Annotated in this window: 14 protein-coding genes; 12 read left to right on the top strand and 2 right to left on the bottom strand. The window is 33.8% G+C overall.

The genetic code is table 11. The annotated features are described in order from the left end of the window. Positions 1-60 precede the first annotated feature (60 nt). From Q0975_RS04565 to Q0975_RS04510, 12 genes are all read left to right on the top strand, one after another. Positions 61-927 carry a DUF58 domain-containing protein gene (locus Q0975_RS04565; RefSeq protein ID WP_299433743.1) on the top strand — a complete coding sequence of 289 codons (867 nt, stop codon included), beginning with the start codon at positions 61-63 and terminating at the stop codon, positions 925-927. Positions 928-1,018: 91 nt separating this feature from the next. Then, positions 1,019-2,602 carry a DUF4381 domain-containing protein gene (locus Q0975_RS04560; protein WP_299433739.1) on the top strand — a complete coding sequence of 528 codons (1,584 nt, stop codon included), beginning with the start codon at positions 1,019-1,021 and terminating at the stop codon, positions 2,600-2,602. Between the two features lie 2 nt (positions 2,603-2,604). Continuing rightward, positions 2,605-3,609 (top strand): VWA domain-containing protein, encoded by a 1,005-nt coding sequence (locus Q0975_RS04555; RefSeq protein ID WP_299433737.1) that lies wholly within the window; start codon positions 2,605-2,607, stop codon positions 3,607-3,609. Between the two features lie 97 nt (positions 3,610-3,706). Next, positions 3,707-4,213, top strand: a complete 507-nt coding sequence (locus tag Q0975_RS04550; protein ID WP_299433735.1) for an NAD(P)H-dependent oxidoreductase — start codon at positions 3,707-3,709, stop codon at positions 4,211-4,213. A gap of 91 nt (positions 4,214-4,304) precedes the next feature. Next, a complete protein-coding gene (locus Q0975_RS04545; protein WP_299433732.1) occupies positions 4,305-5,339 on the top strand; it encodes a VWA domain-containing protein in 1,035 nt (344 codons plus the stop codon). 85 nt (positions 5,340-5,424) lie between these two features. Next, complete coding sequence (locus tag Q0975_RS04540; RefSeq protein ID WP_299433729.1) at positions 5,425-6,306, top strand: tetratricopeptide repeat protein; 882 nt, start codon at positions 5,425-5,427, stop codon at positions 6,304-6,306. A 54-nt stretch (positions 6,307-6,360) separates the two neighbouring features. Next, entirely contained in the window at positions 6,361-8,127 is a 1,767-nt protein-coding gene (locus Q0975_RS04535) for a BatD family protein (protein ID WP_299433726.1), read from the top strand. 13 nt (positions 8,128-8,140) lie between these two features. Then, positions 8,141-8,890 carry a tetratricopeptide repeat protein gene (locus Q0975_RS04530; protein WP_299433723.1) on the top strand — a complete coding sequence of 250 codons (750 nt, stop codon included), beginning with the start codon at positions 8,141-8,143 and terminating at the stop codon, positions 8,888-8,890. 153 nt (positions 8,891-9,043) lie between these two features. Continuing rightward, positions 9,044-9,373, top strand: coding sequence for a hypothetical protein (locus Q0975_RS04525; protein ID WP_299433720.1), 330 nt, complete (start codon positions 9,044-9,046; stop codon positions 9,371-9,373). A gap of 126 nt (positions 9,374-9,499) precedes the next feature. Next, positions 9,500-11,080 (top strand): SulP family inorganic anion transporter, encoded by a 1,581-nt coding sequence (locus Q0975_RS04520; protein ID WP_299434237.1) that lies wholly within the window; start codon positions 9,500-9,502, stop codon positions 11,078-11,080. An 11-nt stretch (positions 11,081-11,091) separates the two neighbouring features. Then, on the top strand, positions 11,092-11,724 hold the full coding sequence (locus Q0975_RS04515) for a carbonic anhydrase family protein (RefSeq protein ID WP_299433717.1): 633 nt from the start codon (positions 11,092-11,094) through the stop codon (positions 11,722-11,724). A gap of 105 nt (positions 11,725-11,829) precedes the next feature. Then, positions 11,830-13,698, top strand: a complete 1,869-nt coding sequence (locus Q0975_RS04510) for a SulP family inorganic anion transporter (RefSeq protein WP_299433714.1) — start codon at positions 11,830-11,832, stop codon at positions 13,696-13,698. Here Q0975_RS04510 and Q0975_RS04505 read toward each other — a convergent pair. Both Q0975_RS04505 and Q0975_RS04500 read right to left on the bottom strand, forming a co-directional pair. Further along, positions 13,695-14,762 carry a heparin lyase I family protein gene (locus Q0975_RS04505; protein WP_299433711.1) on the bottom strand — a complete coding sequence of 356 codons (1,068 nt, stop codon included), beginning with the start codon at positions 14,760-14,762 and terminating at the stop codon, positions 13,695-13,697. The two genes, Q0975_RS04510 and Q0975_RS04505, sit on opposite strands and share 4 nt — an antisense overlap. Beyond that, positions 14,740-15,255 carry a CvpA family protein gene (locus Q0975_RS04500; protein WP_299433708.1) on the bottom strand — a complete coding sequence of 172 codons (516 nt, stop codon included), beginning with the start codon at positions 15,253-15,255 and terminating at the stop codon, positions 14,740-14,742. Before Q0975_RS04500 ends, Q0975_RS04505 begins: the two co-directional genes overlap by 23 nt. Positions 15,256-15,270: the final 15 nt, after the last annotated feature.

The raw sequence follows: 15,270 nt of genomic DNA, 5'->3' as shown, positions 1-15,270 counted from the left end.
TTTTGGATTTTTGTAATTCTCAATCGTCAATTATTAAATCGTCAATCGTAAATCATAATAATGGATACCAAAGAGTTACTAAAAAAAGTTCGAAAAATTGAGATCAAGACCAGGCGCTTGAGTGATCATATATTTGGAGGAGAATATCATTCTACTTTCAAAGGTCGTGGTATGACCTTTAGTGAGGTGCGCCAATATCAATATGGAGATGATGTTCGTAATATTGATTGGAATGTGACTGCCAGATACAATGTGCCGCATATCAAGGTTTTTGAAGAAGAACGTGAGTTAACAATGATGTTGATGGTAGACGTTTCTGGATCGCAATTGTTTGGTACTAAACAGCAGTTCAAAAAGGAAATCATTACAGAGATTGCGGCGACATTAGCTTTTTCGGCAACCCAGAATAATGATAAAATAGGTTTGATTTTATTTACCGATGAGATCGAACTTTTTATTCCACCAAAAAAAGGAAGATCTCACGTACTTAGAATTATTAGGGAATTATTAGAATATAAACCACAAAGTAAACAAACGGATATTACAGCTGCATTAAAATTTTTATCCAATGTGATGAAGAAGAAAGCAATTGTATTTATGCTTTCGGATTTCATTACGGATGATTATCAACAAACACTAAAGATTGTAGGAGGAAAGCACGATGTTACGGGTATTAGAGTATATGATCAGAGAGAAGAAGAGATTCCAAATTTAGGAATGGTTCAGATGGAAGATGAAGAAACAGGAGAACTATTATTGGTAAATACTGGTTCCAAGAAAACGAGAATGAACTATGCTAAATACTATCAAGAACGAGTGGACTATTTTAGAGATAGTTTTACAAGAAGTGGCGCAGGATCACTAAGTAGTCGTGTAGATGAAAGTTACGTAAAAAAGTTATTAGGATATTTTAAACGAAGAGGATAGGGAACGATAAAGAATGAAGAATTACGAATTACCCATTATAAATAATAAATGTGATGTTCTGCTTTTAGTGAAGGTTAGGAAGATGTTGTTAATGACATTTTTTCTTGTCTTTGTTGGATTTCAAAGCGTTGCCCAGGTTGCTGCGAGTATTGATTCTACCTCAATTCAGATTGGGCAAGAAATTAGGTATAAAATGCAAGTAGAAACAGATTCTACTCAAATTGTAATTTTTCCTGAAGGACAAACATTTTCACCATTAGAGGTTATAGAATCCTATAAGACCGATACCACCAAAAGTGGTAATCGATTTAATTTGATCAAAGAGTATGCATTGACACAATTTGATTCTGGATATTATACGATTCCAAGACAGAAAGTGATGATTGGAGATCAAGTTTTTTTAACAGACTCATTAAAAGTTGAGGTGCGCGATGTAATTGTGGATACGACAAAACAAAAGATGTTTGAGATCAAGCCACTGGTAGACGTAGATGCTTCTTTTTTTAATTGGAAAAAATATATTTGGTGGATAGTAGCCACGATATTATTGATTGGATTGATTGCTTTTTTTGTTTTAAGAAGGAAAAAACGAAAAGAAGCTAAAGAAGATGAATTACCACCATACGAAAGAGCAATCTTAGCACTACAGAGAATTGATGCTTCACAATTGTTAGAACAGGATTCTCATAAGGAGTATTATTCTCAGTTAAGTGATACTGCGCGTAAATATATAGATGAAGAAGTTTACGATCATGCAATGGAGAGTACTACTGATGAATTGATTGAACGCCTTGATGAAGAAATAAAAACAGGAGCACTAAATCTCGATAAACATACCATCGAAGAGCTTAAAACAGTTCTTAAAACTGCAGATATGGCAAAATTTGCCAAATCCAAACCAGATATTGGAACTGCAAAAGCCGATCGTAATGTAATAGAGCGAGTGATTAATGAAACCAAAGAAGCAATTCCTGAACCAACAGAAGAGGAATTACTAGCGGATGAGGAGTATCGAAAGACGGTTGCTGAGAAAAAATTAAGAAGAAAAATCATATTTGGAAGTATAGCAGGTATAGCAGCAATAGCAATTACCTTAACCGTATTTATTATTGTGAAAGGCTATGATGTTGTTAAGGATTCAATCTTAGGGCATCCCACTAAAGAATTAGCCGAAACAGAATGGTTGAGTAGTGCGTACGGTTCTCCGCCGGTGACTATAGCAACGCCAAAAGTATTGATTAGAAATAATTTTCAGCTTACCGAAGAGCAAAAACAAATTCTTAAAGGAAATGAGACTTTTGTATACGGAAGCTTGATAGGAAACTTTTATATTTCAGTATCTACTATACAATACAATCAACAAACAGAGGTAGACCTTAATAAGATAGTAGAAGGTGTTGTAGGTAATTTTGAATCTCAAGGAGCTAAGAATATTTCGGTCAAAGATGAAGAATACGAAACATTAGCAGGTGCAAAAGGGGTAAAAGTTTTCGGAAGCCTTGAAGTAACCAATGCAGTAACTAAGAAGGACCAAAAAAGTGATTATCTGATGCTGAATTTTGGAGAAAATGGAGGATTTCAACAGATTATGGTTGTATATAATAAAGAAGATAGATATGCCAAAGACGTTGCCCAGCGCATTATTAACTCAGTAGAACTTAAAAATGCCAAATAACTATGTTTGAAAATTTCACGTTTGAGAATCCGCAGTTTTTTTGGTTGTTTTTAATACTGCCATTAGCAATCGCTTGGTACATATGGAAACGAAATAAGCAACAGGCAGAACTTAAAATCTCTAGTATTAAAGGATTTAAAACTTCTGGGAGTTGGTTAGCTAAACTAAAACCTTTATTGCTTTTAGTTAGATTAATTGCTTTAGGGTTAATCATTACAGCTATGGCTCGACCTAGAACTGTAGATATATCGACAAAAACAAAAACAACTCGAGGAATTGATATTGTAATGGCGATTGATGTATCTGCAAGTATGTTAGCTAGAGATTTAAGACCTAACCGTCTGGAAGCTTTAAAAGAAGTAGCTGCAGAGTTTATTCAAGGGAGACCTAATGATAGAATTGGATTGGTTATTTATGCTGGAGAAAGCTTTACAAAAACACCGATAACCAGTGATAAAGCTATTGTACTAAGTGCAATGAAGGATATTGTATATAATAACCTGTTAGAGAATGGGACCGCCATCGGTATGGGACTAGCAACTTCTGTAAACAGGTTAAAAGATAGCAAAGCAAAAAGTAAAGTTATTATTCTTCTGACAGATGGTTCTAATAACGCTGGTTTTATTGATCCTAAAATAGCATCAGAATTAGCAGTAGAATACGGTATCAAAACATACACGATTGGGATTGGAACAAACGGAATGGCGTTAGCTCCGATTGCTATCAGACCTAATGGATCTTTTCAATACGGAAACGTAAAAGTAGAGATCGATGAAGAGCTTTTAAAAGAAATTGCAAAAGTTACTAAAGGAAAATATTTTAGAGCGACTAACAATAAAAAGTTAGAGCAGATATACGAAGAGATTGATAAGCTTGAAAAAACGGATGTAGAAGAATTTAAATTCTATAACTATGAAGAAAAATTCAGACCATTAGTATTATTGGCAGGCTTGCTATTATTGGTTGAGTTTTTATTGAGATTCACCGTATTTAGGAGTTTTATTTAATGATTTATGTCATTCCAGCCCTTCGACCTAGCTCAGGATGAACTAAAGGCTGGAATCCATAAAATAAGAAAGTAGATATAAAGTAAAAAGATACTATTTGAAAAAAGGAATCATAATTCAAGGAAGTTCTCGAAGTGATGGAGATACTAATACAGTAGTTTCCTACTTAAAGGATATTACAGGTTTTGATGTAGTAGATTTAAACCAAAGAGAAATTAATTACTTTGATTATGAGTTCAAAAATGAAGATGATTTTGAGATTCTATTTAAGAATATGGTTCAGAATTATCAAACAATAGTTTTAGCAACTCCTGTGTATTGGTATACAATGAGTGGGATTATGAAAGTGTTTTTAGATAGGATTTCTGACTACTTGTATAAAGAAAAAGATTTTGGAAGAATGCTTAGAGGAAAAGAGATGGCCATGATGAGTTGTAGTAATGATGATGATAGAGTAGGTGAGTTTAATCTTCCTTTTTCTAGAAGCGCAACCTATTTAGGAATGGATTATCTAGGGGATATTCATACGTGGGTTAGCAATAAAGAACTTCCTTTAGAAGTAAAAGAAAAAATAAATGCTTTCGGCTTAAAAATAAAGAACTAAATAAGTGTCATACTGAGCCTTTCTGAATCAGAGAAGCTTTATGAGGTGTATTTAGATTGTAATATAAACTGTAAACTAAGAATTATTAAAAATGTACTTACTAGAAGAAAAAATATATTTCTGGTTGTTATTGGTGATACCAGTACTAATAGTATTGTTTCTGGGTGTTGTAATTTGGAAAAAAACAACTCAGAAAAAGTTTGCAGATAAGAACCTATTAAAAAGATTAAGCCCAAACCAGTCGATTTTTAAATCCATACTTAAAGTAGTTATAATTAGTTTGGCATTGGCTTGTTTTGTCCTAGCTTTGGTAAACCCTAAAGTAGGTACTAAATTAGAAACTGTAAAACGAGAAGGTGTTGATGTTGTATTTGCCATTGATGTATCTAAAAGTATGTTGGCGGAAGATATTGCACCCAGTCGACTTGAGAAATCTAAACAATTGGTGACTCAAATCATTAATAATTTAGCAAGTGATCGCGTTGGTATTATTGCATATGCTGCTAGTGCATTTCCGCAGTTGCCAATCACAACAGACTATGGTTCTGCAAAGATGTTTTTGCAATCAATGAATACAGATATGCTCTCTTCTCAGGGAACTGCTATTAATGAAGCAATAGAATTAGCAAAAACATATTATGACGATGAAGAGCAAACCAATAGGGTGTTATTTATCATAAGTGATGGAGAAGATCATCAAGGAAATGTCGGATCTATGGCAGAAGAAGCCGCTCAAGAAGGGATAAAAATATTTACGATTGGTGTAGGAACCACAAAAGGAAGTCCAATCCCTATAAAACGTAACGGGATTGTACAGAATTATAAGAAAAATAATCAAGGAGAAACCGTTATTACAAAACTGAACACGACAATTTTGCAGGAAATTGCCAATCAGGCAAATGGCACATACATTGATGGTACAAGCACGAGCGCTGTAGTAGAAAATGTTACAGAATTACTACAAGGGATGGATAAGAAAGAGTTTGAGGCCAAACAATTTGCAGATTTTAAAGATCAGTTTCAATGGTTTCTGGGAGCTGGATTGTTATTATTGTTTTTAGATATTTTCTTGTTAGAAAGAAAAACATCCTGGGTTAAAAAACTAAACCTGTTTAATGAACAATAGGTTGTAAATAATAGAATGCGATTACATAGAATTGTCACACTGAGCTAGTCGAAGTGTTGCCAAAATGTAAAAAAATAAAGATGTTATGAGGAATATAGTATTCATATTGTTGTGTTTCCAATTTGGAATTGGTTTTTCGCAAGAAGAGGAAGATAGAGCAGAAACTATCGCCGAAGCAAATCGATTTGTGGCGACAGGAAATGAAGTGCTGGTTAAAGATGGTAATTTTCCGAAGGCAGAAGGAGAGTATAGAAAGGCAATATCTAAAAATCCAGTTGATGCTACTGCAAAATATAATTTAGCGAATGCATATTATAATACAGAAAAATATGATGAGGCTACGCAGCGGTATACCGAAGTAGTAAAAAATGCTACATCAAAAATAGAAAAGCATAAAGCATTCCATAATCAAGGGAATACTTATATGGAACAAAAAAAATATAAGGAAGCTGTAGAAGCTTATAAAAATGCTTTGCGTAATAATCCTAAAGACAATGAGACTCGATATAATCTGGCGTTAGCAAAGAAAATGCTTGAAGAAGAAGAGAAGAAAAACGAGCAGAATAAGGATAAAAATAAAGACAAGGATAAGAAGGACGAAAATAAAGATCAGAATAAGGATAATAAAGACCAGGAAGGCGAGAACAAAGAAGATAAGAAAGAAGGAGAAGACGATAAGGAGAAAAAAGGGGATGAAGGAGAGGATAAAAAGGATCAAAAAGGAGAAGATGAAAAAGATAAAGGAGATCCTAAGGATGAAGGAAAAGACAAGAAAGAAGATAAAAAAGAAGGGGATGGTAAACCTGAAGAACAGAAAAAACAACCGCAACAGGTTCAGGGACAATTATCTCCTCAGCAAGTGAAAAGTTTATTAGAAGCTATGAACAATGAAGAGAAGAAAGTTCAGGATAAGATAAATGCTAAAAAAGCAAAAGGAGCAAAAACAAAAACTGAAAAAGACTGGTAAATACATGCAATTGACAAAAATGCTACCTGATCTCTAAAACAGTAAATATAACAGATGAAACTAAAATTAATTTTTCTAACACTATTTGTGGCGATAACTCACCTAAGCACAGCTCAGGTTAAGTTTGAAGCTAAGGTGAGCAAGAAAAAGCTGGGTATTAATGAAAGATTACGTGTCGATTTTGAGATGAATAAAGACGGCGATAACTTTACACAACCTAGTTTTAACGGATTCACCGTTGTTGGAGGGCCTAATCAATCTATAAGTAACTCTTGGATTAATGGCAAAAGGTCATATGCTAAGACATTTAGCTATTTTATTGCCCCTACTAAAAGAGGAAATTTCACAATAGGACAGGCGACTATAGAAATTGATGGTCAAACGTATAAGACATTACCTGTAAAAATTCAGGTAACAGCAGCGGTACAAAAGCCGAAAGATGGTAACAATGCAGATTATGTAGCTAGCGAGAATTTACATCTTGTTGCAGAAGTTTCAAAATCGAATCCATATCTTAATGAAGCCATTACAGTCATATACAAGTTGTATGTAAGTCCGCGAATACAGATTAGTAATTTAAGAGAGATAGATAATCCAAAATACAGTGATTTTTGGAGTCAAGCTATTAAAATAGGTCAGCTAAAAGTAGAAAGAGGAGAGTATAAAGGAGAACCGTATAATTTTGTTGTTTGTGGGAAAACAGTCTTATATCCACAAAAAACTGGAAAACTAGAGATTGAGCCATTAACCTTATCTATTGCGGTAGATGTCCCGACTAATCGTCGTGATATTTTTGGCGGCAAATTATATTCTACAGTTAATAAAACAGTAGCAGCAGGTATGAGGACTATTAATGTAAAACCACTTCCAGAACAAGGCAAACCTGATGATTTTACCGGAGCTGTAGGATCTTTTAGTTTTAAGGTAACTCCTAATAGAACAGAATTGGATGCAACGGAATCTTTAGAAACTAAGGTTTTGGTTTCTGGTACTGGAAATCTAAAGCTTTTTGATTTACCAAAACTTAATGTTCCCAATGGATTAGAGCAATACGAACCAGAACATAATGAACGGGTAAGAACCAATCTAGCAGGTATGGCAGGAAATATTTCTGATTCATATACCTTAGTACCACAGTTTAAGGGAACATACCCGATTCCACCTATTTCATTTTCTTATTTCGATCTTAAAACTGAAACATATAAGAGAATTACTTCAGAAGAAATTGTGATCAATGTAAAGAATGGTCCAGATAGCGGTAGTATAGTTACTAATTCTGAATCTTCAGGAACTACTAAGAAACTTGTAACACAGACAGGAAGCCAGTTTAGATTTCTAAAACTTAATGCGAACCTGCAATCTGTAGATAAAAAGTACTTCTTTAAATCTACAGGATATTGGATTGCGTTAACAGCTCCATTATTGGCAATTCCACTATTCTTATTTTTTGGTAAGAAGCGAGAAGAAAGATTGAGTGATGTTAGTGGTAATCGAGTCCGAAAAGCAGATAAACTAGCCAGAAAATACCTTTCTGAAGCTAAAAAAAACCTAGGAAACCAGAAGGAGTTTTATATTGCTATGGAACGAGCGTTGCATAATTATTTAAAAGCAAAATTGCATATCCAGACCAGTGATATGAGTAAAGATCGTATCCAGCGATTACTAAAGGAAAGAGAAGTGGAGGATACTACTTCTATAGAATTTATTGCATTGTTAGAAAGCTGTGAGTTCGCCAGATATACTCCGTCGTCTACTACAGCTATGCAACAAGATTATGACAAAGCTTCTAGAGTGATAGCAGCAATTGATAAACAATTATAAAACATTGAAAGTAGTGAAGAATATAGTGATAATAATTGTTTTCCTGATGAATATGATTGGTTTGGCTCAGGAAGATCAAGTATTTGAAAAAGCAAATACTTTTTATAATCAGGAACAGTATCAGGAAGCTATTGATGCTTATAAATCTATTTTGGATAATGGTCAGGAATCTGCCGAATTATACTATAACCTAGGTAATGCTAATTACAAATTAAGTAATATAGGCTCAAGTATTTATTATTATGAGAAGGCTTTAGAATTAGCTCCAAAAGATGAAGATATTTTAAACAACCTTGCTTTTGCTAACAATGCGACTATAGATGCTATTGATGTGATACCTGAAGGTGTAATCTCTAGAACAGTCAATAGTTTTACGAATATGTTTAGTTTTGATGTATGGGCGTGGATTTCGGTTGTATGTGTGGTCTTTTTTGTTGTACTATTTATGTTCTACTACTCAGCCAGAATTTCTTCTAAGAAGCGATTGTTTTTTCTGGGATCTTGGGTGTCATTAATCATAGGTTTATTTGGAATTTTCTTTGCTTTTAAACAGTATCGTTTTATAAAAAACAACCAATACGCTATTATTTTTGCTCAGGAAACTACGATAAAAAGTGAACCTAATTTGCGTAGCGAGGAAGTATTTGAACTTCATGAAGGTACCAAGGTAAAAGTAACCGAAACGGTAAATGATTGGAAAAAAATCAAGCTCGCTGATGGTAAAATCGGATGGATTCCTGCTACGGATCTGAGGGAGTTGTAAAATTCTCATAAACTAATATGTGAATCTTTTTTTGAAAAGAGAATTTATTGGTCAAATATTTCGAACAATAAACTTGTTCAAACAATTTTACAATTGATTTAACAGATTTTGAAAGTATTACTATTATTTTTGTCAACTAAAATTATTTTCTGTTTGACCATTAAGCTTAAAATAGCGAGATTTTTGATTGTACTGGGTTTTCTTTTGAACCTAAGTAATTATGCTGTGGAATTATTTGATTTATATCATGGTGATACATCGTATATGGCTTTTAGTATAGATGATACTGAAGATAAATCCGAATCTAATGAAAAGGAAAAATCAGAAAAAGAAGATCTAAAAGAAAAAGATAAGATTTCTCAATATTGGGATGATAAGGCTAATAGAATATCCGCGTTTATCATCAAAAGTTATCCGGATTTAATGTACGGGAACTCTTTAGTTTATCTAGAGTATACTACACCTCCGCCAGAACACTCATAATTTTTATGAAGTAATTTTTCTCTCTTTGTTTTAGGATAAGGAGCATATGTTTTTTGATTTTTTTGAATCAAAATAATCCTCAATAGCCTGATTTCAGGCACTAACTTAATCAATAGAATTATGAATATTTTTAAAAATATTAAAAGTGATTTTCCTGCAAGTATTGTAGTGTTTTTTGTAGCATTACCATTATGTTTGGGAATCGCTTTGGCGAGTGGCGCTCCTCTTTTTTCTGGCCTTATTGCCGGAATTATTGGAGGAATTGTAGTAGGAGCAATGAGTGGTTCTCAAATAGGAGTAAGTGGACCCGCAGCGGGATTAGCGGCAATAGTGTTAACAGCAATTGGAGCACTAGGAGGCTACGAGAATTTTTTAGTAGCCGTCGTTTTAGGAGGAGTTATTCAATTGGTTTTTGGATTTCTGAAAGCAGGAATTATTGGATATTATTTTCCATCATCCGTTATTAAAGGAATGCTTACTGGTATAGGTATTATTATTATTTTGAAGCAGATTCCACATTTTTTTGGATATGATTCAGATCCAGAAGGGGACTTTGCCTTCTTTCAGGTAGATGGAGAGAATACATTTTCTGAGATTTTTAACTCACTTAGTTTTATTAGTCCTGGTGCAACTATGATAGCAGTAATTGGACTTGCAATTTTATTACTTTGGGATAAAGTATTATCAAAGAAGGGTAAAATTTTTAAAATTATTCAAGGACCATTAGTAGCAGTGGCGGTAGGGATTCTTTTCTATGTTTTTACATCATCTTCGGAAACTTTTTCAATATCTCAAGACCATTTGGTAAGTGTGCCAATTCCAGATAGTTTTTCTTCTTTTATTGGGCAGTTTAGCTTTCCTAATTTTTCTGCAATTACTAGGATGGATGTATGGGTGACAGCATTTACAATTGCTTTAGTAGCAAGTTTAGAGACGTTATTGTGTGTAGAGGCAACTGATAAGTTAGATCCTGAAAAAAGAGTAACTCCAACGAATAAAGAATTATTAGCACAAGGTACAGGAAATATAATCTCTGGAATGATAGGAGGACTTCCTATTACACAAGTTATAGTTCGTAGTTCTGCTAATATACAATCTGGTGGTAAGTCTAAGATGTCAGCAATAATTCACGGTTTTTTATTATTAATTTCGGTTATTCTTATTCCTAGATTATTAAATATGATTCCGCTGTCGGTTTTAGCATCTATTCTGCTTATTGTTGGATACAAACTAGCAAAACCTGGATTGTTTAAAAAGATGTATTTAATGGGTTGGAAACAATTTGTCCCTTTTACAGTTACTGTTTTGGGTATTGTTTTTACAGATTTATTAATAGGAATTGGTCTTGGATTAATGGTAGGTATTGTTGTAATTTTAATCAAAAGTTACCAGAATTCTCACTTTTTACATATTGAGGATAAGAGTAATGGGAAACATAAGATAAAAATGACATTGGCAGAAGAGGTTACTTTTTTTAACAAAGGGGCGATCTTAAAAGAATTAGATCAATTACCAGAAAATACAGATCTTACTCTAGATGTTAGGAAGACAAGATATTTAGACAATGATATTATCGAAATATTACAAGATTTTTCGGAAAAAGCAAAAAACAGAAATATTGATATTCACTTAATATCGGAACGAGGAGTTGTAGAAAATCCAGATAGTTATATTCAATTTTTTCAATTAAGACCAAAAACAGCATAAATACAGATATTATGAAAGCACTTACAAAAGAAGCACAAGCAGATATTACGCCGCAAATCGCATTGCAATTACTAAAAGAAGGTAATGAAAGATTTCAGAAAAAGCATATGGCAGCTCGGGATCTCTTAGATCAGGTAAATGATACTAAAAGTGGTCAGTTTCCTTTCGCTACAATACTAAGTTGTATTGATTCTAGAGTATCTTCAGAATTGATTTTTGATCAAGGAATTGGAGATATCTTTAGTGCACGAGTAGCTGGGAATTTTGTGAATGAAGATATTCTTGGAAGTATGGAATTTGCTTCTAAGCTGGCTGGAACTAAGTTAGTTTTGGTGTTAGGTCATACTGCATGTGGTGCAGTAAAAGGAGCATGTGATGATGCCAAGTTAGGGAACCTTACCGCTCTTATAAGTAAAATTAAGCCGGCTGTGGCTGCAGTTACAGAGCCAACTGATCCTACACAAAGAAACTCAAAGAATATCGATTTTGTTAATGAAGTAGCAGTTAAAAACGTACATATGACTATCGATAATATTAGAAGTCAAAGTGAGGTTCTTAAGGAAATGGAATCAAATGGCGAAATAATAATAATGGGAGGAATGTACGATATCAGTAATGGTGTGGTTACCTTCTTTGAAAACTAAAAAACCTAAAAATTTCTTAAAAAAGAGCCCAAGCCCAAATGACTTGGGCTTTTTGTGCTAACTTTCTAATAGTTTTACTATTATTGTTAGATAAAACCTAGGATAATGAAAGGATTTTTTGGAAACCTAAAAGGTGATGCTTTTGGTGGTTTAACAGCCGGTATTGTAGCGCTTCCGTTAGCATTAGCATTTGGAGTATCTTCGGGTTTAGGTCCAAGTGCCGGATTATACGGAGCTATTTTTATTAGTTTTTTTGCAGCATTGTTTGGTGGGACCAATACACAGATTTCGGGACCGACAGCACCAATGACTGCAGTAAGTATGGTTATCATTGCTGGTATTATTGCAGCTAATGATGGTAGTGTTGAAAAGGCGTTACCAGCAATATTGACGGTTTTTTTGTTAGCTGGAATAATGCAGGTAGGACTGGGATTAATAGGTCTTGGAAAATATATTAGATATATCCCATATCCTGTAGTTTCTGGTTTTATGACTGCCATAGGTGTAATTATTTTATTAACTCAGGTATTGCCATCATTAGGATATTATCCGAAAGAGGATGCAGAGTATGTTGAACGTTTTAAGGCACAAGCTGAAGAAGTAATTCTTGAAAATATCTTAAAAGAGGAAGCAGGAGAAGGAATTTTGGTGCTTGAAGATTTTAAGGAAACGATTTCCAGAGCAAATACGATATCGCAAGATGATATTTTAAGGGAGTCTAAAACACTGGCGGCAAAAGATGCTTCTGGTACTGTAGGGGCTTTAAAAGTTTTACCAAGAGCTTTAGAAAATATTAGTTGGTTAGAATTGTTATTAGCAATAGGAACTATTATTATTATATATGGTTTTAAAAGGATTACTACGGCAGTTCCAAGCACATTGGTAGCATTAGTAGTGATGTCTGGAGTAGCCGTTGGTTTTGGTCTGGATTATAGACCAATTGAAGAAATCCCAACTGGAATCCCAATTCCTAAATGGGGTATTTTTACAGAGTTTAATCTTGGGAATATAACTCCGTACATATTTACTGCGCTTACGTTATCATTACTAGGTGCAATAGACTCTTTATTAACCAGTGTTGTGGCCGATAATATGACCAAAACTAAACACAAACCTAATAAAGAATTGGTAGGTCAGGGAATCGGAAATAGTGTAGCAGCGATTTTTGGTGGAATTCCAGGAGCTGGAGCAACTATCAGAACAGTTGTAAATATAAATGCCGGAGGAAAAACAAAATTGTCCGGAATGATTGCGGGTATTTTGTTATTGATAATTATGTTAGCATTAGGGCCTGTAGCATCAAAAATTCCGGCTGCAGTTTTAGCGGGAATATTAATCACTGTAGGTATTGGAGTAATGGATTATAAAGGTCTTAAGGCGATTCCAAGTTTACCAAGAGATATTAAATTAGGTCCCTTAAAATTAAGTTCAGAAGTATTGATAATGCTTATCGTTCTAGTATTGTCTACATTTTGGGATTTAATATATGCAGTAGGTATTGGATTGGTGATTGCTTCATTAATGTTTATGAAAAAGATTGGAGACTTAACTGCAGAAAGATCTGATTTAAAGCCACTTAAGGAAGAAGAATGGAAGGATGAGAAAGATTTTCCTAAAAGATTAAAAGAAGAAGTTTTTATAAAACACTTAAAAGGGCCACTATTTTTTGGTTCTACAAGTGATTTTCAGCAGTTGGCGGCTCAAATACCAGATACAGCATCAATGGTGGTTATGCGATTGGATAGGATGCAATATATGGATCAAACGGGGTTATATGCCATGGAAGAAATGATTATGGATCTGCAAAAGAAGAAAGTAAAAGTTCTTTTTGTAGGACTGCTTAACCAGCCTAGGTATATGATGGAGCGAATCGATATTATTCCAGATTTGATATCAGAAGAATGTATTTTTGAAGATTTTAATACCAGTATGAAGTATATTAACGGTATTGCCGATACTATTGATACGAACTAAAAAGAAGTATCAGAAATTCTGAGGTTATCCATATATATAGTACTGGAAACATCAGTAGCACTTATTCCTATTTCTAACGAATTCTGAACAGAATTTGAAGTAGGTAAATTGATTCCTGTAGTGTCAATAATTAAGATGTTGCCTTGCCATACTTGTAATACTCCATCGTTAGTATCACTATATTTTAGATGTACTTTTAAGGTAAACCAATCTGCCGTAGGAAGACTAATACCATTACTTTGAGTATATAGAATTTTAGTGCCAAACTTATTTTCGAAAGCAATCTGATTATTTCTAATTATTATTCTTGGACCAGGACTGCCAAAGAAAAAAGAGCTTTCGAAATCAACTAAACTATAAGGCCTGTTTTCAGTAAGATAATAATCTGCTTGAAACCATATGTCATCGCTTTTTGTAAAATAGGGTAAAACGGATGCTAAAGAGGCTTTAGAAGTTACCATATCGGGTGTCGGAGCAACTGCTGTAAATTTTAAGACAGTATTAGTTGCTAAAGTTGGATCAACTGCCAGCTCTATTTTATTATCAATAAAGTCACAAGTGTTTTCGAATATACAATTTCGTAACGCAACGTAATCCTCTAGATTAGGAGTTGTTGGGCTTTGTAAGGTCATATTACCCCAAAACTTATCAATATCTGATGTAGATTGAATAAATAAAGAAAGGAAAGTATCGTAATTTTCAAAAGTATCGGTAAAATTATTATTTATAGGAAATAATTCGCCACTATCGGTTCGTATAAAAATACCTTGATCCGTTATAGCATAATTGTCTTCAAGAAAATCAGGATCAAAATACTGACCAAAAAAAGAACAGGAATTGTTATTAATGATGAACAGTTTTCCATCATCATATATCCTATTAATTCCATCAGAATTTTCAAAAGAGTTAATTATGGCTTGACCGGGATTACAATCTACAGAATTATTAGGAACGCTTTCATCAGTATTAGAACAACCTAAAAAGCAGAAAGAGAGTAAAATCAGAAAAACGCTTCCTGTATACTGGAAATAAAAAATCAATTTAAATTGTTGTAGTTGTATCATTAGTTTCAGAGTTTTCCTTGAGAATACTAGGTAAAATCATTGGCGCAAACTTCCTAACAGGTGCATATAGTATGGATTCATTTAAAGTCTCTTGTTTGATAATATTTAGAGACCTATTTCCCGCATCCAAAAACATAATGACAACACTTGCAATAAAAGCAAATTTTAATACTCCAAAAGCTGCTCCCAGGAGCTTATTAAGAATGCCTAGCGAGGCGAAATCTGCGATTTTGGTAAGTAATTTTCCTGCTAGAGAGACTAAAATAACTACAAGAACAAATGTAATAGCAAATGCAGTGAGTTTCATAGCACCATCTCCCCAATCAACATATTGCTCTAAATATCCTCCAGCTACATGAGAGAAGTGCACTGCGATGTATATTCCTGCAATAAGTGCCACTAAGGATGCTAGTGAAACAAACAATCCTTTGCTAAAACCTCTTATTAATCCCCATAGCAATAATATGCCTAAGATGATGTCGATATAATTCATTGATGTATTTTGTTT

This window comes from uncultured Aquimarina sp. (assembly GCF_947500065.1).
GTDB lineage: Bacteria > Bacteroidota > Bacteroidia > Flavobacteriales > Flavobacteriaceae > Aquimarina.
The sequence above is the reverse complement of the archived record's forward strand: the minus strand, read 5'-3'. Positions and strand labels throughout refer to the sequence as shown.